At 63.8% G+C, this 17,746-nt stretch carries 18 protein-coding genes; 8 read left to right on the plus strand and 10 right to left on the minus strand.

Annotation, left to right across the window (positions count from 1 at the left end):
- Positions 1–160 precede the first annotated feature (160 nt).
- Positions 161–2,203 (plus strand): S9 family peptidase, encoded by a 2,043-nt coding sequence (locus R9B85_RS05815; RefSeq protein WP_112254191.1) that lies wholly within the window; start codon positions 161–163, stop codon positions 2,201–2,203.
- A 139-nt stretch (positions 2,204–2,342) separates the two neighbouring features.
- On the opposite strand, the gene R9B85_RS05820 is transcribed toward R9B85_RS05815, so the two are convergent.
- The gene (locus tag R9B85_RS05820; protein ID WP_112254192.1) at positions 2,343–2,621 is read right to left on the minus strand and encodes a hypothetical protein; all 279 of its coding nucleotides are present in this window, start codon (positions 2,619–2,621) and stop codon (positions 2,343–2,345) included.
- A gap of 132 nt (positions 2,622–2,753) precedes the next feature.
- On the opposite strand from R9B85_RS05820, the gene R9B85_RS05825 reads away from it, so the two are divergent.
- The 3 genes from R9B85_RS05825 to R9B85_RS05835 all read left to right on the plus strand — a co-directional run bounded on the left by R9B85_RS05825 (position 2,754) and on the right by R9B85_RS05835 (position 4,071).
- On the plus strand, positions 2,754–3,125 hold the full coding sequence (locus R9B85_RS05825) for a YajD family HNH nuclease (protein WP_003259546.1): 372 nt from the start codon (positions 2,754–2,756) through the stop codon (positions 3,123–3,125).
- Positions 3,126–3,196: 71 nt separating this feature from the next.
- On the plus strand, positions 3,197–3,667 hold the full coding sequence (locus R9B85_RS05830) for an RNA methyltransferase (RefSeq protein ID WP_112254193.1): 471 nt from the start codon (positions 3,197–3,199) through the stop codon (positions 3,665–3,667).
- A gap of 62 nt (positions 3,668–3,729) precedes the next feature.
- Positions 3,730–4,071, plus strand: coding sequence for a DUF2892 domain-containing protein (locus tag R9B85_RS05835; RefSeq protein ID WP_112254194.1), 342 nt, complete (start codon positions 3,730–3,732; stop codon positions 4,069–4,071).
- Positions 4,072–4,310: 239 nt separating this feature from the next.
- On the opposite strand, the gene R9B85_RS05840 is transcribed toward R9B85_RS05835, so the two are convergent.
- Positions 4,311–5,519 (minus strand): hypothetical protein, encoded by a 1,209-nt coding sequence (locus tag R9B85_RS05840; protein WP_112254195.1) that lies wholly within the window; start codon positions 5,517–5,519, stop codon positions 4,311–4,313.
- 41 nt (positions 5,520–5,560) lie between these two features.
- Positions 5,561–6,010: a YcgN family cysteine cluster protein gene (locus R9B85_RS05845; RefSeq protein ID WP_112254196.1), complete on the minus strand. Its 450-nt coding sequence runs from the start codon at positions 6,008–6,010 to the stop codon at positions 5,561–5,563.
- Positions 6,011–6,154: 144 nt separating this feature from the next.
- Here R9B85_RS05845 and R9B85_RS05850 point away from each other — a divergent pair, with 144 nt between their 5' ends.
- Positions 6,155–6,748, plus strand: coding sequence for a nitroreductase family protein (locus tag R9B85_RS05850; RefSeq protein WP_039613991.1), 594 nt, complete (start codon positions 6,155–6,157; stop codon positions 6,746–6,748).
- 188 nt (positions 6,749–6,936) lie between these two features.
- Here R9B85_RS05850 and R9B85_RS05855 read toward each other — a convergent pair whose 3' ends face one another.
- The 5 genes from R9B85_RS05855 to R9B85_RS05875 all read right to left on the minus strand — a co-directional run bounded on the left by R9B85_RS05855 (position 6,937) and on the right by R9B85_RS05875 (position 11,721).
- Positions 6,937–7,869: a D-2-hydroxyacid dehydrogenase gene (locus R9B85_RS05855; RefSeq protein ID WP_112254198.1), complete on the minus strand. Its 933-nt coding sequence runs from the start codon at positions 7,867–7,869 to the stop codon at positions 6,937–6,939.
- A 2-nt stretch (positions 7,870–7,871) separates the two neighbouring features.
- Positions 7,872–8,165: a YcgL domain-containing protein gene (locus R9B85_RS05860; RefSeq protein WP_112254199.1), complete on the minus strand. Its 294-nt coding sequence runs from the start codon at positions 8,163–8,165 to the stop codon at positions 7,872–7,874.
- Positions 8,162–9,295 (minus strand): ribonuclease D, encoded by a 1,134-nt coding sequence (gene rnd, locus R9B85_RS05865; RefSeq protein WP_112254200.1) that lies wholly within the window; start codon positions 9,293–9,295, stop codon positions 8,162–8,164. The genes R9B85_RS05860 and rnd overlap by 4 nt, the downstream gene beginning before the upstream one ends.
- 257 nt (positions 9,296–9,552) lie before the next feature.
- Positions 9,553–11,190 carry a phosphoethanolamine transferase gene (locus R9B85_RS05870; protein ID WP_207876936.1) on the minus strand — a complete coding sequence of 546 codons (1,638 nt, stop codon included), beginning with the start codon at positions 11,188–11,190 and terminating at the stop codon, positions 9,553–9,555.
- A 165-nt stretch (positions 11,191–11,355) separates the two neighbouring features.
- Positions 11,356–11,721, minus strand: coding sequence for a 5-carboxymethyl-2-hydroxymuconate Delta-isomerase (locus tag R9B85_RS05875; RefSeq protein ID WP_112254203.1), 366 nt, complete (start codon positions 11,719–11,721; stop codon positions 11,356–11,358).
- Between the two features lie 114 nt (positions 11,722–11,835).
- Between R9B85_RS05875 and R9B85_RS05880 the strand changes: the two genes are divergently transcribed.
- Positions 11,836–12,072, plus strand: a complete 237-nt coding sequence (locus R9B85_RS05880) for a YdcH family protein (protein ID WP_063912984.1) — start codon at positions 11,836–11,838, stop codon at positions 12,070–12,072.
- 123 nt (positions 12,073–12,195) lie between these two features.
- On the opposite strand, the gene R9B85_RS05885 is transcribed toward R9B85_RS05880, so the two are convergent.
- Positions 12,196–13,377 carry a trans-sulfuration enzyme family protein gene (locus R9B85_RS05885; protein ID WP_215521321.1) on the minus strand — a complete coding sequence of 394 codons (1,182 nt, stop codon included), beginning with the start codon at positions 13,375–13,377 and terminating at the stop codon, positions 12,196–12,198.
- Positions 13,378–13,469: 92 nt separating this feature from the next.
- Here R9B85_RS05885 and R9B85_RS05890 point away from each other — a divergent pair, with 92 nt between their 5' ends.
- Positions 13,470–13,931, plus strand: coding sequence for an Lrp/AsnC family transcriptional regulator (locus R9B85_RS05890; protein WP_039613985.1), 462 nt, complete (start codon positions 13,470–13,472; stop codon positions 13,929–13,931).
- A gap of 116 nt (positions 13,932–14,047) precedes the next feature.
- On the opposite strand, the gene R9B85_RS05895 is transcribed toward R9B85_RS05890, so the two are convergent.
- Positions 14,048–16,378 carry an FdhF/YdeP family oxidoreductase gene (locus R9B85_RS05895; protein WP_112254205.1) on the minus strand — a complete coding sequence of 777 codons (2,331 nt, stop codon included), beginning with the start codon at positions 16,376–16,378 and terminating at the stop codon, positions 14,048–14,050.
- A 349-nt stretch (positions 16,379–16,727) separates the two neighbouring features.
- Between R9B85_RS05895 and moaA the strand changes: the two genes are divergently transcribed.
- A complete protein-coding gene (moaA, locus tag R9B85_RS05900) occupies positions 16,728–17,732 on the plus strand; it encodes a GTP 3',8-cyclase MoaA (RefSeq protein ID WP_075046042.1) in 1,005 nt (334 codons plus the stop codon).
- Positions 17,733–17,746 lie beyond the last annotated feature (14 nt).

The raw sequence follows: 17,746 nt of genomic DNA on the forward strand, positions 1-17,746 counted from the left end.
AGAGATGCCTATGATAAACACTTTTCCGGGCGCAGACAGTGTTTGCCTGTGCCGGCCTCTTCGCGGGTAAACCCGCTCCCACAGGATCACTGCAGACTTCGAGCCATGCGCATTACCCGCGAAGAGGCCGGTACAGGCGACCCCAAACATGAGATCTTCAATGCAAACCAAGCCCCAACCCCCGATTGCCCACGCCGACAACACCGCCGACCCGTACGCCTGGCTGCAACAGCGCGACACCCCCGAGGTGCTTGCCTACCTGCAGGCCGAGAACGCCTACCAGGAAGCCTGCCTGGCCGACCAGGCGCCGCTGCGCGAACAACTGTTCGAAGAAATCAAGGGTCGCATCCTGGAAACCGACCTCTCGCTGCCGGCGCCCTGGGGCCCCTACCTGTACTACACCCGTACCACCGCGGGCGACGAGTACCCGCGTCACTACCGCTGCCCGCGCCCGGCCGACGACTCCAACACGGTCGATGAAGGCCAGGAGGAACTGCTGCTCGACCCCAACGCCCTGGCCAATGGCGGTTTCCTGTCCCTCGGCGCGTTCAACGTCAGCCCCGACCACCGCCTGCTGGCGTATAGCCTGGACACCAGCGGCGACGAAATCTTCACCCTGTACGTGAAGGACCTGGCCAGTGGCAGCGTCACCGCCCTGCCCTTCGACGACTGCGACGGCAGCCTGACCTGGGCCAACGACAGCCAGACGCTGTTCTTCGCCGAACTGGACGACACCCACCGCCCGTGGCGCCTGCGTCGTCACACGCTGGGCAACGCGGGTGCGCAGACCGTGTTCGAGGAACCCGACGGGCGCTTCTTCCTGCACTGCTACCGCACCAGCTCCGAACGCCAACTGGTGCTGCTGCTCAACAGCAAGACCACCAGCGAAGCCTGGGTGCTGGATGCGCAGACCCCGCTGGCACCGTTCACCTGCCTGGCGCCACGCGTCGAAGGCCACGAGTACTTCCCTGACCACGGCCAGCTCGACGGCCAGTGGCGCTGGTTCATCCGCACCAACCAGGACGGCATCAACTTCGCCCTGTACCACGCCCCGGTCGCGCCGGTGCCCAGCCGTGAACAATGGCAGGTGCTGGTGCCGCACCGCGACGCGATCATGCTCGAGGGCCTCAGCCTGAATGCCGGCGCGCTGACCCTGAGCCTGCGCGAAGGCGGCCTGCCGATCATCGAAGTGCGCCCGCAGGGCCTGGCGGCCTACCGCGTCGAACTACCCGATGCCGCCTACAGCCTGTACGTGCAGGACAGCCTGGAGTTCAGCAGCACGCGCCTGCGCCTGCGCTACGAAGCACTCAACCGCCCGGCCCAGGTGCGCCAGCTGGAGTTGGCCAGCGGTGCCCAGGCGGTACTCAAGCAAACCCCGGTGCTGGGGCCGTTCGATGCCGACGACTATGTCAGCGAGCGCCTGTGGGCCACGGCAGCGGACGGCACCCGGGTGCCCATCAGCCTGGTGCGCCGCCGTCAGGACCTGGGCCGGACCGTGCCGTTGTACCTGTATGGCTACGGTGCCTATGGCGAAAGCCTCGACCCGTGGTTTTCGCATGCGCGCCTGAGCCTGCTGGAGCGCGGCGTGGCCTTTGCCATCGCCCACGTGCGTGGCGGCGGCGAACTGGGCGAAGCCTGGTACCGCGCTGGCAAGCAGGAGCACAAGCACAACACCTTCAGCGACTTCATCGCCTGTGCCGAGCACCTGATCGCCGAAGGTGTGACGGCTGCCGATCGCCTGGCCATCAGTGGCGGCAGCGCCGGCGGCCTGCTGATGGGTGCAGTGCTCAACCTGCGACCCGAGCTGTTCCGCTGTGCGATTGCCGAAGTGCCGTTCGTCGATGTGCTCAACACCATGCTCGACCCAGAGCTGCCGCTGACCGTGACCGAGTACGACGAATGGGGCAACCCTGAAGAGCCGCAGGTGTATGAGCGGATCAAGGCCTACGCGCCGTACGAGAACGTGAAGGCACAGGCCTACCCGGCAATGCTGGTGGTGGCGGGCTACAACGACAGCCGCGTGCAGTACTGGGAAGCGGCCAAATGGGTGGCACGGCTACGCACGCGCAAGACCGACGACAACCTGCTGCTGCTCAAGACCGAGATGGGGGCTGGGCATGGCGGGATGAGCGGGCGGTACCAGGGCTTGAAGGATGTGGCGCTGGAGTATGCGTTCGTGTTTGGTGAGCTGGGTGTGGCGTAAAACCCAGGGTTGAGCACCCGCGCCGATCCCTGTGGGAGCGGGCATGCCCGCGAAGAACTCAACGCGGTGGTTGGCACCGGCTTCGCCGGTGTTCGCGGGCACGCCCGCTCCCACAGGATCCGGTGCAGGCTGATTTTATTTAATCATCATCCACCGCCGGCTTCGGCGGCTCCGGCCGCAACCCCGGCAATGGCTGGTCCTTCGGCGGCCCGGGCACCGGCATCGGCGGTAACAGTGGCGCCCCCGGCTGGCTGCCATAGGCCTTGGGCGGCGTACTCGGGGTAATCTGCGGATATGGCGTAGGCGTAGGCGTACCCGGTGCACCGGGCACCGGCGTGTTCAGCCGGGGTGGCGTGCTGGCAGCTTCGGCCATGGGCAGGCCGGCGAACAACAGCACAACGAGGATCGCGCGAAACATCAGCAACCTCCTGTCGGGAACCTTCCTACAGGCTACGCCTAAAACAAAGCTTTCGCCTGTCCGCCTGCCCCGCAAGCGCGCTAGACTCAGTGGCATAACCGTCATTTGCCTGATCAGAACAAAGGAAACACCATGAGCTCCACCTCTTCCGCCGCCGCCACCGCGCGCCTGGACCGCATCCTGGCCGATGCCAAGCGCGACAAGGAAATGGGCTACCGCGACAAGGCCCTGAAAATGTACCCGCACGTCTGCGGCCGCTGCGCCCGCGAGTTCTCCGGCAAGCGTCTGAGCGAGCTGACCGTGCACCACCGCGACCACAACCACGACAACAACCCGCAGGACGGCTCCAACTGGGAGTTGCTGTGCCTGTACTGCCACGACAACGAGCACTCGCGCTATACCGACCAGCAGTACTTCAGCGAAGGCTCAACCAGCACCCCGAGCATCGCCAAGGCCACCCACAACCCGTTCGCCGGGCTGGCGGGCATGCTGAAGAAAGACTGACCATCGATTCGCCCCCCGCTGCTGCCGGGCAGCCCGTATAATCGCGCTTTTTTCGCGAAGGGCCCCGGTACGTGGCAAACAAACGATACAGCTGCATCGGCCTGTTCAACCCCAAGTCGGCAGAAAATGTCGGCTCGGTGATGCGCGCCGCGGGTTGCTATGGCGTCAATTCGGTGTTCTACACCGGCAAACGCTACGAGCGTGCCCGTGACTTCATCACCGACACCAAGCGCGTGCACTACGACATCCCGCTGATCGGTATCGATGACCTGCAGCGCATCATCCCGCTGGGCTGCACACCGGTGGCCGTGGAATTGGTGGAAGGTGCGCGGCCATTGCCGGAATACACCCACCCCGACCGGGCCATCTACATCTTCGGGCCGGAAGACGGCAGCCTCAGTGCCGATGTGCGGGCGTGGTGCGAAGAGACCATCTACATTCCGACCGAGGGCTGCATGAATCTGGCAGCGACGGTGAACGTGGTGCTGTATGACCGCATGGCCAAAGGGCTGAATACCCGTTCAGGCCCCAGGTTCAAGTAACCGACTGAACGATGACGGCGGCCGACAGGTCACCTGCATACACTTCAGACGGAGGCCTTGCCATGCTCGATATCCATTCCGCGACTGCATCGTCGCAGCACAATGTTCATGGGCTGGAACGGGTCAGCTCGCTGGCCGGGGGAGCGCTTATGTTCAGCAAGGGGCTGCGCCATGGCGGCCTGGTCGGCTTGCTGCAGATGGTGGTGGGAGGTTTGGCGGTGGCGCGCGGGGTCAGCGGGCATTGCTCGACCAAGGCCTGGTGGCAGCGCCATCGTCAGGAATACCAGCGGTTGCGTGCGGACATCGAGCGCAGTGCGGCGGAGCTGGAGACGTTGAAGGCCAGTGCCGACGCGGCAACGCGGGGGGTGACGGTGACCGGGAAGGATCCGTTGGCTGGCAGTTGATTTTTTCACTGCCTGTGCTGGCCCCTTCGCGGGTGAACCCGCTCCCACAGGGACCGCACCGTCTTGAGGGCAGTACATTACCTGGAGGAACAGCCTTGTGCTGCGAAAGGGCCGGTATGATCAAAGAGGTCTGTGGCTGTAAGTGCCTCTTCGCAGCACAAGGCTGCTCCTACAAGGCAACGAAAAACCTGTGGGAGCGGGTTCACCCGCGAAGAGGCCGGTAGGGGCGAAAGAGATGCTCAGCGCAACGCCTTGCTCTGCAACACCTCGGAGCGCCGCCCCAGCACGTTCTCGCTGATCTGCACGAAGTCTTCGGTGCTGACACTGGGCAGGCGCATCAGCCCGCGTGCCACATCGTCAAGTGAGCGTTTGGCCTGGGTGTGGATGCGGATTTCCTTGTCCAGCGCCTGCAACAACATCACCCCCCGCGCCACCTGCGCCGGGGTGGCATGCTCGCCCTTGAGCCGGGTGACCTTGGCGCCCTGCTTGCTCAGGCGCGCCTGCCAGGCCTGGTAACGGTCGTCACTTACCCCGCCCGAGCGGCGCAGCAACTCGCTGGCGTAGTAGTCAGTCAGGCTTTCCACCAGCCAGTCACTGCCATCACGCCCATGGATCTGCGCAAACAGTTGCACCACTTCGCGCAGCAACGGGCTGCTGCCATTCTCGCTGACCATCGGCCGCCCACTGTGCAGGTACAACGAGCCCTGCGCGGCCATCGCCCCGCGCCACATGCCATCGCGAGCACCGACCAACAGCAGCTTCGGCGGGTTGCGCGGGAACACCGCCTGCAATTGCGGCCAGACAAAGGTCAGCATGGTCAGGTTGTCCATGCGCCGCATACCCTGCCCCACCGGTGCTGCCACGGTGACCTCGGTTTCGCCCAGGCGGGCGCGGCGGCTGCCCAGGTCGCCGGCAAGCATCCAGCCGGTGGGGCGGTCGAACAGGCGCGAAACGTTGTCGATGCGGAACTTGTCCTTGCCGATGCGTGGCCAGGAGGTTTCGATGCTCTTCCAGCCTTCAGGCAGGTCGAACGCCAGCCGCGCCACCAGCTCGGTGCCATCCTGCTGGTCGAGGCGTGCAGGTGGCACCAGCTGGTCGCCGAGGAACAGTGCCCAATGCGGAGTGATGCGCGACGAATAGGCGCCGCTGGCGCGCTTCTGGTCCAGCTGCACGCGGTAGCTGAGGCTGGTCTTGCCGGCCGCCGGTCGCCACACGCCACGCTGGCCCTGCAGTTGCCATTGGCCATCAGCCTGGAAGCCGCTGTAGGCCCCGACCTTGCCCAGGTCGAAGTCCAGGCTGCGCACGGCACTGCCTTCGGCCAAGGTGAGGCGGACTTCCGCCTGGCCACTGGTTGGCAACAGGCGCACCTGGTAGTCGAGGTCGACCTTTTTCGCCCAGGCCGGCGAACTGGCCATCAGGCCCAACAGCAACAACAGCTGGCAACGCATACAGAAACTCCTTGTTTCCCCATGGCAGCGGGCCGCGCCGGTCAGCTGGCGCGGAAGATCAGGTGGTCTTCCCAGTCGTCTTCGTGCACATCGTGTTCACTGAGCATGCGCCCCGACTGGGAAATGCGCTGTTCATGGACCTGCTGGCGATCACCGCAGACCAGGTGGTGCCAGGCCGGCAGGTCCTTGCCCTCGCTGACCAGGCGGTAGCCGCAGGTACTCGGCAGCCACTTGAACTGGTCGGCCTTGCCCGGGGTGAGCTGGATGCAGTCTGGTACCTGGGCGAAGCGGTTGGGGTAATCGCTGCACTGGCAGGTATCCAGATCCAGCAGCTTGCAGGCGATGCGCGTGTAGTAGACGCTGTTGTCGTCCTCGTCCTCGAGCTTTTGCAGGCAGCACAGGCCGCAGCCGTCACACAGCGACTCCCACTCTTGCGGGCTGAGTTGTTCGAGGGTCTTGCGCCGCCAGAACGGCGCGTTTTCAGCGGTCATCACACGGGGTTCCTGCATTCATCTTGGGGCCACGGCGCGCGGCGGCGCCAGTCTAGAGCCTGGCCTTCGGCAAAGCCAGACCGCTTGTCAGTCGCGACGCGACGCAGTAGCGTGCGTGTTTCCCGTCCTTTTGCAGGAGCCGCCATGAGCGCCACCCCCCGCATTGCCGATTACGCCATCAACGAGCAGTTCATCAACCGCTGGTCGCCACGTGCCTTCACCGCCGAGCCGATCAGCGAAGAAACCTTGCTGAGCTTCCTCGAAGCGGCTCGCTGGGCGCCGTCGGCGAACAACTCGCAACCTTGGCGCTTCCTCTATGCCCGCCGTGACACGCCGAACTGGGAGCGTTACCTGAACCTGCTGGTGCCGGCCAACCGCAGCTGGGCGCAACAGGCTTCGGCGCTGGTGCTGGTGATTTCCAAGACCACCTACGCCGCCCCGGGCGCCACGGAAGAAAAACCGGCGCTGTGGCACACCTTCGACACCGGTTCCGCCTGGGGTCACCTGGCCCTGCAGGCCAGCATCAGCGGCTGGCATACCCATGGCATGGCCGGTTTCGACCAGGAACTGGCACGGCAGGAGTTGAAGGTCCCTGAAGGCTATGTGCTGCATGCCATGGTGGCAATCGGCAAGCTGGGCGACAAGGCCAGCCTGAACGAAGCCCTGCAGGCGCGTGAAGTACCGAGCCCGCGCAAGCCACTGAGCGAGCTGGCTGCCGAGGGTGATTTCAGCCTGTAAGCCTTGCATTGGCTGTACCGGCCTCTTCGCGGGTAAACCCGCTCCCACAGGGATCTCCACTGCCTCATGGGGCCTGTGTTGATCCTGTACCAGCACAGCCAACACCAGCCTCCCACAGGACCTGAGGGTAGCGGAGATCCTGTGGGAGCGGGTTTACCCGCGAAGAGGCCGGCACAGGCATTACACAATCAATAACCCCGGGCGAAGTCCACTTCGCCTCGCAACCCCTGCCCCGCCACATACGCCCGCACATTCTCGACAAACAACCGCACCATCGCCGCCGGCGAGGTGGGCGCCGAGCTGTGCCCGGTCAGCAGCAAGCCCCACGCCGTCCAGAACGGGTGTTGCCTGGGCAACGGCTCCTGTCGACAGACGTCGATCACCGCCCCTGCCAGGTGCCCTTCCTTCAGCGCCTCGACCAGATCAGCGTCGACCACCGCCGCCCCACGCCCGGCATTGATGAACAGCGCCGTGGGCTGGAAGCACTTGAACAGTGCCGCGTCATACAGGTCGTGGGTAGCCGGGGTATCCGGCAGCAGGTTGAGCACATAGTCGACCTGGCCAACCATGCGCGGCAGGTCGGCCAGCGCCGCTACCTCGACGAAGGGCGCCTGCTCGCGGGCGCTGCTGGCAACGCCATACAGCACCACGCCAAACGGCTGCAGGAACTCGGCCACCCGCTGGCCAATGTCGCCAGTGCCGACGATCAGCACCTTGCGCCCTTCCAGGGTACGCCCCGGGCGGTCATCCCAACGCCGCTCGACCTGGCTGACCAGGCGCGACAGCACCTCGCGCTCATGGCCGAGCATGTAGGTGAGCATGTACTCGGCCATCACCTGGCCAAAGATGCCCACGGCGCGGGTCAGGCGATAGTCACGTGGCAGGCCCTCGGCCAGCAGCGGGGTAATACCAGCCCAGGTGGACTGCATCCAGCCCGGCTTGTGGCCCTGGCGCAGCAGGCTTGCCAGCAGGTCCGGCTGGCCCAGCCACACTGGGCACCGTGCCGCCTGGCGGGCCAGTTCGGCGGAGTCGCCGCTGGTCAGGATTTCCAGCTCAGGCGCGGCTGCGCGCAAGATCTCGGCGTATCGAGCATGATCATGCTCAGCAATCAGTACTCGCATGATCAGGCAGGGTCGTTACGGCGCAGCAACTCTTCGGGCAGGTGCTCGATGTAGTCGTCTTCCGGCGGCGGCATCTGCAGGTGGTAACCCTGGTTGTCGAGGTTTTCCAGCACCTTGGCGATGTCCTCGCGGGCCAGCTTGCGCTCGGGGGTAAGCACCAGGTCGAAGGCGTGCTTGGGGGTGCCGAAAAACGGCAGCAGGCCTTCGGGCACGCGCTCCAGGCCGTCAGCCTTGAGCACGTACAGGTACATTTCGTTCTTGCGGGGGCTCTTGTAGATAGAGCAAATGCGTTTCATCGGGTCTCTCCGGCGCCTGCCAGGCTGTCCAGCAGGGCCTGGCCCATGCGCTCACGGCGCCAGCCGCGCAGCGAATCGGGCAATTGATAGGGGCCATTGGGGTAGCCGCTCTTGAGCAGCGCTTCCAGGGCTTTCTTGCGCAGCATCAGTTCGGGGGCAATGCCCAGGCGCTCACCTTCGGCCTGGCCGATGGCACGCAGCTGCTTGAGGATGCCTGCGGCCTCGATCGGCAAAGGCTCGGGCAAGGCCTGTGGCCATTGTTCGGCTGGCAGGCTGGCGGCACGCTTGATCAGCTGGATGAGGAACTCACCGTCCTGACGAATGGTGCGCGGATGCATCTCGTCGATCTTGGCCAGCGCCGACAGGTTGCTCGGCTGGCTCTTGGCCATGGGCCACAGCGAGTGCTCCTTGAGGATGCGGTTGCGCGGCACATCGCGGTTGCGCGCTTCACGCTCGCGCCAGGCGCACAGCTCGCGCAGCACCGCCAGTTGCTGGGGTGCCAGCTTCCAGGCCAGCTTGACGTCGCGGTACAGGCTTTCGGGTTCGACTTCGCGGCGCAATGCAGCCACCAGCTCGGCGCCGTCCTCCAGCACCCAGGCGTACTTGTCGTCACTCAGGCGCGGGCGCAACACGGTGAACAGCTCGGCCAGGTGTACGGCATCCTCGGCGGCATAGCTGACCTGGGTTTCCGAGAGAGGCCGCTGCAGCCAGTCGGAGCGGGTTTCGCCCTTGGGCAGGTCGATACCCAGCACTTCCTGCACCAGGCGCGAATAGCCCATGGAGAAGCCCAGGTTCAGGTAGCCAGCGGCCAGCTGGGTGTCGAACAGCGGCTGTGGCAGCTTGCCAGTCAGGCGCAGCAGCACCTCGAGGTCTTCGCTGCAGGCGTGCAGCACCTTGACCACGCCGCTGTCATCCAGCAGGTCAGCCAAGGGTTGCCAGTTACCGATCAGCAACGGGTCGATCAGGAAGGCACGCTGGCCATCGCCGATCTGGATCAGCCCGGCTTTCGGGTAGAAGGTGTCGACCCGCATGAATTCGGTATCGACGGCGACAAAGGGCAGCTGGTGCCAGTCGCGGCAGTGTTCGGCCAGGCTCTGGTCGTCACGGATCCAGTGTATTTCGATGGCCACGAGGCTCTCCCACTAACATTGGCGCGCAGTATATACGGCGCGGGCACTGCTGGTGAAACCCGGGCCATCCTTGATATCGATCAATGGTGCTGTTGTGCATGCTCAGGCAGGAGCAACTCTGGTGCGCGTAATCCCTGTGGGAGCGGGCATGCCCGCGAACACGGGCGAAGCCCGTGCCATGCACCGCGTCGCCTGCTTCGCGGGCATGCCCGCTCCCACAAAGACCGCGCAAGCCCAAGTATGGAACGCGCTTCGCCTCAGCGCTTGGCCGCCATCCACGGCCGGCAGCTGGCGAACATGTCCAGCGACTGCTGGTAGACCTCGGTGCGTACCTGCAACAGGCCGAGCATCGAGTGGAACAGGTTGTCCTGCGACAGCGGCGCATCGCTGAGCTTGGCCAGGCAGTCGGTATCGACGCCGAAGTCCTCCTTGTAGCTGTCGGAGAACCAGGTCAGCAACGGCACGTGCTTCTGCTGCTCGGGGGCGATGGCGTAAGGCGTGCCATGCAGGAACAGGTTGTATTCACCCAGCGACTCGCCATGGTCGGACAGGTAGATCATCGCCGTGTCGACCTTGTCCTGCTTGCTGCGCAGGGTGTCGATCAGCGAGGCCAGTACCTTGTCGGTATAGGCCAAGGTGTTGTCGTAGCCGTTGACGATTTCCTGCTCGCTGCACTGGTCCAGCGCGTTGCTCTGGCACACCGGTGCAAAGCGCTGGTCGGCGCCAGGGTAGCGCTTGAAGTATTCCGGCCCGTGGCTGCCCATCTGGTGCAGCACCAGCACGGTGTCCTTGTCGAGGTTGTCGATCAGCTCAGCCAGGCCCTGCAGCAGGATCTGGTCATGGCATTCACCATCAGTGCACAACTGCGGGTCCTTGAGGTTGCTGACATCGATGAATTGCACGCGGTCGCAGGTGCCCTTGCAGCCCGACTGGTTGTCCCGCCACTGCACCGCCAGGCCGGCACGCTGGAGGATGTCCAGCAACCCTTCGCGGTTCTTCGCCACACGGGCATCGTAGTCCTTGCGCTGCATGCCAGAGAACATGCACGGCACCGAGACAGCGGTTTCCGTGCCGCAGGAGTGCACATCGGAGAACGCCAGCAGGCCCTGTTCCCTGGCAAGGTTCGGTGTGGTATCGCGGTTGTAGCCAAGCACGCCGAAGTGGTCTGCCCGCGCACTTTCCCCCACCACCAGCACGGTCAGCGACTTGCGTTCATGCTTTTGCCAGGCGGCATCACGCTTGGCATCTTCGCCATAATGCTGGAAGGGGTGCGATGCGGTGCCGACACGCTCGCTGACATAACCGATGGAGGCCCCCACGATATTGCTGGGGGTGAGCATCAGGCGCAGTTCGTGGTGGTTGCGAAACAGCGACGACAGGCCCTGGTAGTTGACCAGTGCCACCGAGCCCAGGGCCACCACGCAGGCACCGCCAACCACCAACTTGCCAAGCAGTTCACGGTGCCAGGCGCGATAGGCGACAGGCGCCTTCCACAACAGGACCGAAGGCACTACACCCAACCCCAGGATATACAAGGCGAACTTCAGCGAGAGCAAGTCGCGCACTTCCGCCACATTGGTTTCCGCCATATTGCGGAACATGCCCGCATCAATAAGTACACCGTATTGATTCATGAAGTAAGCCACGCCCGCGCCGCTCATGAACAACACGATAAGTACCGGTTTCAATATATAACGGAAGGCAACCAATGTAAGGATCAGGTTGAAGGCGAACAACATCAGCACGGCAAACGCCAGGCTCAGCCAAAGCCCAGGCAAACCGGGCGGCACGACCTGTTCAAGATGCTGCCAGAGGAAGACATTGAAGCCGATCAGCAGGTAAAGGCTGGCCAGCAGCGTGACCCATTCAGTCCGCAGGGATTTGAAGTTGAGCATCGGTGTTCGCAATCAAGAGTGATTATCAGCCCGAGGGCCTGCGCGGCACCTGGGAAACTTGGCTGAACTCTAGAAAGCGTGCCATCAATATTTCGTGAAAAAGGCGCCAACAAATTCGTGAACCGGCGCCTTTTCTACATTAAAAGAAGTTCATCCAACGCTTGTTCAGCCGCGCAGGCGAGCCTTGGCGTAGGGCTCGCGGTCGATGTCCAGCACTTCCACGCACAGCTGGATGTCCAGCCCGGGTTGCTCGGGGATGGCCTCTCGCAGCACATCCAGCAGGCTGGCGGACAGTTGCGTCTTCACCTCGGGCGAGCGCCCGCTGAGGATGGCAAGGCGCACATGGGCAAAGGCACGCTCGCCGGGCGCGGTGCCCACCCGATAGTGCTTGAAGGCTTCGGCGCGGCTTTTGATATCGGCCTCGTCGGCGAACTGGCCGCTGCCGACCAGGGCGTGGTTCAGACGCAGCAGCAGGACGTCGACATTGAGCTCGCCCAGGTTGTCGCTGTATTCCAGATTCACGTGAGGCATGGCGCAGGTTCCGGGTAAGGGGAGATGCGACAGCCTACCCCAGTCCCCTACCTGCGCAAAGACGACTATCCTCAATGGTCAGAACCATCCGCCAACCCTGACAGAGGTGAAGAAATGCCAGTTCCGCATGATCTGCTCGCTGACCTGCACGTTACCGCTGATGCATTCCAGGCGCTCATCGACAAGGACCAGACGCTGCACTCACTGCACAAGGAATACAACGCAAAGGACAAAGAGGTGGTAGCCGCCGAAGGCAACGGCACCAACGACGAAGCCGTCAACCGCCTGCGCAAGGAGCGGTTGCTGATCAAGGACAAGATCGAACGGATCATCCATCCGCCCAAATCCTGACAGGAATTAATTGAATCCACCGGCCTCTTCGCGGGTAAACCCGCTCCCACAGGGTCACCACTGCCCTCAAGGCCTGTGGAGTACCTGTGGGAGCGGGTTCACCCGCGAAGAGGCCAGCAGCCCTCACATGGCAGCCGCAGCCTTCAACGCCCCATCCAGGTCTTCGATCAGGTCGCGATAATCCTCGATCCCCACCGACAACCGCAGCAGGTTCTCGCTGATCCCCATCACGCCTTTCTGCTCCGGGCTCAGCGAGCAATGCGACATGCTCCAGGAGTGGTTGATCATGCTTTCCACCCCGCCCAGCGAGTCGGCCAGCACAAAGATCTGCAGCGCCTCCACCAGGCGGTTGAGCGCGGCCCGGTCGCCCTTGACCTTCATCGCCACCACCGCCCCGCCACTGCGCATCTGCCGTTTGCACAGCTCATGCTGTGGGTGGCTTTCCAGCCCCGGGTAGTACACCTGCTCGATCTGCGCGTGGCTTTCGAGGAAGCGCGCTACCTGCAAGGCATTGGCACACTGGCGCTCCATGCGCACATCCAAGGTCTTCAGGCCGCGCAGGGCCAGGTAGCAGTCGAACGGCCCCTGCACCGCGCCGATCGCCATGCTGATGCGGCGCAGGCGCGCCAACAGCGCATCATTGGCAGCTACCACCACGCCGCCGGTAAGGTCGGAGTGGCCACCGATGTACTTGCTGGCCGAGTGCATCACCAGGTCCACGCCCAAGGTGATCGGGCGCTGGTTCCACGGCGAGCAGAAGGTGTTGTCGATGCAGGTAAGGATACCCCGCGCCTTGGCCAGGTCGCACACCGCCTTGATGTCGACCAGGTGCAGCAACGGGTTGGTCGGCGATTCGATCCAGATAAGCTGGGTTTCCGGCTTGATGGCAGCGGCTACCGCCTCGAGGTCGTTGAGGTCGACGTAGGTGGTGGTCAGGCCCGATGTGCGGCTGCGGTAGTCTTCCATGATGCGGAAGGTGCCGCCGTACACGCCATTCATCACCACCACGTGGGCGTCCTTGGGCAGCAGCTCCAGCACGGTGGCGGTAGCGTTCACACCCGAAGCGCAGGCGACAGCGCCAACGCCCTCTTCCAGGGCGGCGACACAGGTTTCGTAGGCATGCCGGGTGGGGTTGCCGACGCGGCTGTAGGAGTATTCCGGCTTGTCGTCCAGGCTGCGCTTGGTGAAGGAGCTGGCGGTGACGATCGCTGGGAAAATAGCGTTATCGGCAACGCTGAACTGCTCACCGGCGTGAATGGTACGGGTGGCGAAATTGCGCGGCTTGTCGGACATGGTCGGGCCCATTGGCAGAGTGAAAGTTGCCACTATCGCACAACCCAAATCTTCTGGCCTTGGGGTAATCTGTGAAATATTTTTCGCCACGGCCCACGCGCGATATGGACAGCTTCGACCAGCACATTCTCACCCTGCTTCAGCGCGATGCCTCGATCTCGCTCAAGGACCTGGCCGAGGCCGTCAACCTGTCTACCACACCGTGCTGGAAACGGGTCAAGCGCCTGGAGGAAGACGGCTACATTGTCGGCCGTGTTGCGCTGCTCGACCCGGAACGGCTGGGGTTGGGGCTGACGGTATTCGTCCAGCTCAAGACCCAGCGCCACGACAGCGCCTGGCTGGAGCAGTTTGCCGCGACCGTGACCGGGTTCGAGGAAGTGATGGAGTTCTACCGCATGTCGGGGGACTGGGATTACATGCTACGGGTGGTGGTCGGGGACATCGCGGCGTATGACCGGTTTTACAAAAAGCTGATCACCAGTACTGACGGGCTGTCGAACATCACATCCAGTTTTGCCATGGAGCAGATGAAATACACCACGGCTTACCCGGTGCATCGTTCCTGATCGGTGCTGGATTCTTCGCGGGCTTGCCCGCTCCCACAAGGATCACCTTGCCCTCAGGCCTGTGAGGTCCCTGTGGGAGCGGGTTTACCCGCGAAGAGGCCGGTACAGGCAACCCATCATTCCGAAGCAAGCACCGCCGCAATCCGGTTACCCGCCTTGGCTTTCTCGACCTTGATCGCCACAAACTTCGAGGTCGGCGTATAGGTCCCCTCGCCATAGCTTTCCAGCGGCACCAGCGGGTTGGTCTCTGGGTAATAGGCCGCCGCCTGCCCCTCGGGTACGTCATACGCCACCAGGCGGAAGCCCGACACCCGTCGCTCCACGCCATCCTCCCACAGCGACACCAGGTCCACATGCTCGCCCGGCTCGAAGCCCATCCGACGGATGTCCACCTCGTTGACGAACACCACTTCACGCAGGCCGAACACCCCGCGATAACGGTCGTCCAGGCCATACAGGGTGGTGTTGTACTGGTCGTGCGAGCGCAAGGTCTGCAGGATCAGGTCAGGCTTGTCACCGCGCGCCAGCACCTTGGCATTCACCAGTTGCTCCGGCAACTGGTGCGGGCTGAAGCGCGCCTTGCCTGTGGCCGTGCGCCAGGTGCGGTCGGCGGCGTTGTTGCCCAGGTGGAAGCCGCCCGGGTGCTGCAGGCGCTCGTTGAAATCGGTAAAGCCGGGGATCACATCGGCAATCATGCTGCGGATGCGGCCATAGTCGGCAACTGCGTATTCCCAGTCGATCGGCTGCTTGCCCAAGGTCGCCTGGGCCATGCCGGCGATGATCCACGGCTCCGAGCGCAGGTGCGGCGAGCGTGGGCGCAGCTGGCCATGGGAAATATGCACCATGCTGAAGGTGTCCTCCACGGTCACGCCTTGCGGCCCGTTGGCCTGCATGTCGATTTCGGTACGGCCCAGGCACGGCAGGATCAACGCATCGCGGCCGGTGACCAGGTGCGAGCGGTTGAGCTTGGTGGAAATCTGCACGGTCAGCGCGCAATTGCGCATGGCCGCATGGGTGCGCGGCGTATCCGGCGTGGCCTGGGCAAAGTTACCACCCAGGCCGATGAACACCTTGGCCCGCCCCTCTTCCATGGCCTTGATCGCCAGCACCGCGTTGTGCCCATGGGCACGTGGCACGCGGAACCGGAAGCGTTTCTCGATGGCATCGAGCAGTGCCGACCCGGGCTTCTCGTCGATGCCCATGGTGCGGTCGCCCTGCACGTTGCTGTGGCCACGCACCGGTGACAGGCCGGCGCCGGGCTTGCCGACGTTGCCGCGCAACAGCTGCAAGTTGACGATTTCCTGAACGGTCGGCACCGAGTGGCGATGCTGGGTGACGCCCATGGCCCAGCACATGATTACCCGTTCGGCCTTGCGGTACATACGCGCGGCCAGTTCGATCTCGGCCTGGGTCAGGCCCGATTGCTCGACGATATGCTGCCAGGGTGTGGCATCCACGGCTTCCAGGTATGCGTCGATGCCACTGGTATGCTCGGCGATGAAGGCATGGTCGAACACCGCCGGTTCGCCATTGGCCTGGGCTTCGCGCTCCCACTGCAGCAGGTACTTGGCAATGCCGCGCATCACTGCCATGTCGCCGCCCAGGGCCGGGCGGAAGTAGGCCGTATTGGTTGGTTCAGAGCCATTGCTGAGCATTTCGAACGGGTGCTGCGGGTGCTGGAAGCGCTCCAGGCCGCGCTCCTTGAGCGGGTTGAAGCAAACCACCTGGGCACCACGCTTCACCGCTTCACGCAGCGGTTCGAGCATGCGCGGATGGTTGGTGCCGGGGTTCTGGCCGATGACGAAGATGGCGTCGGCCAGCTCCAGGTCGTGGAACACCACGGTGCCCTTGCCCACGCCGAGGGTTTCCGACATGCCCACGCCGCTGGCCTCGTGGCACATGTTCGAGCAGTCGGGGAAGTTGTTGGTGCCGTAGGCGCGAACGAACAGCTGATAGAGGAACGCCGCCTCGTTGCTGGCCCGGCCCGAGGTGTAGAACTCGGCCTGGTCGGGCGATTCGAGTGCGCGCAAGTGTTGGGCAACCAGCGCAAAGGCTTCTTCCCAGCTGGTTTCTACATAGTGGTCGGTGGCCGCGTCGTAGCGCATCGGGTGGGTCAGGCGGCCCTGGTATTCCAGCCAGTAGTCGGTCTGCTCGGCCAGCGCACTGACGCTGTACCTGGCGAAGAACGCCGGGTCCACCGAGCGGCCGGTGGCTTCCCAGTTGACCGCCTTGGCGCCGTTTTCGCAGAACTTGACCATGTCGTTTTCCGGCGACTCGCCCCAGGCGCAGCCGGGGCAGTCAAAGCCGCCGTTCTGGTTGGTCTTGAGCATGGCCCGCAGGTTCTTGAAGGCATTGTCGCTGCCCAGCCAGCTCTTGGTCACGCTCTTGAGCGCCCCCCAGCCGGCGGCGGCGCCCTTGTAGTCCCTGATGTGTTGGTCCTGGCTCATGCGATGAATCCTCACGCTTCGATGCTTTTTTTCAGCCTATGGAGCGTGAGGTAGAGCCGTCCAATCGAAAGATCTTACGGGGTGATAGGCGGTTTCGATCATGGGCTGAAACCGCGGCGTGGCCTTCGCGGGTGAACCCGCTCCCACAGGGATCCCACAAGTTTCGAGTCCTGCGCTTTACCTGTGGGAGCGGGTTTACCCGCGAATTGGGCGACGCGGTCAACACTTTGAAATACCTGGCCTGCAGCCATGATAGAGGCCATCGATCAATCGGTCGGACAAAGCAATTTGACGGCCCTGCGGCCAGGTTATAGCTTGGACTCAAGTCCCAACCCATTCGAGCGCGAACGTGGAACAGAACAGCCGGGCCCTGATCGACGGCTTCAACCGGAAAATCGACTACCTGCGGATGTCGGTCACCGACCGCTGCGACTTCCGTTGCGTGTACTGCATGGCCGAAGACATGCAGTTCCTGCCGCGCCAGCAAATCCTCAGCCTCGAGGAACTGTTCCAGGTGGCCGAGCGCTTCGTCGCCCTCGGCACCCGCAAGATCCGCCTGACTGGCGGCGAGCCGCTGGTGCGCCAGGGCATCGTCGACCTGTGCGGGCGCATCGCCGCCCTGCCCGGCCTGCGCGAATTGTGCCTGACCAGCAACGGCTCGCAACTCGGGCGCCTGGCCCAGCCGCTGTTCGACGCTGGCGTCACGCGCCTGAACATCAGCCTCGACAGCCTGGACGCCGAGCGCTTCAAGCAACTGACCCGCACCGGCGACCTGCACCAGGTGATCGCCGGCATCGACGCCGCTCGCCAGGCCGGCTTCAAGCGCACCAAGCTCAACTGCGTGGTCCTCAAGGGCCGCAACGACCACGAACTGGTCGACCTGGTGCGCTTTGCCATCGACCGCGAGCTGGACATCACCTTCATCGAAGAAATGCCCTTGGGCGTGATCAGCGAACATGAACGCGGCGAGTCGTTCTGCTCCAGCGATGAAGTACGCGCACTGCTGGCCGAGCAATTCACCCTGGTCGAATCGACCGAGTCGTCCCAGGGCCCGGCCCGCTACTGGCGCCTGGCCGAAGCCGCCAACACTCGGGTCGGCTTCATTTCGCCACACAGCCACAACTTCTGTGCCACCTGCAACCGCGTGCGCCTCACCGTCGAAGGCCGCCTGCTGCTGTGCCTGGGCAATGAACACTCGGTGGACCTGAAGCAGGTGCTGCGCGCCCACCCCGGCAACCCCGAACGCCTGGAAAAGGCCATTCGTGACTCGCTGCACCTCAAGCCCTACCGCCATCATTTCGAAGTCGGTGGCGATGTGCAGATCCTGCGCTTCATGAACATGACCGGCGGCTAGACAGCCGTCTCTGG

It is taken from the genome of Pseudomonas sp. NLJ1 (genome assembly GCF_049486705.1).
GTDB lineage: Bacteria > Pseudomonadota > Gammaproteobacteria > Pseudomonadales > Pseudomonadaceae > Aquipseudomonas > Aquipseudomonas inefficax.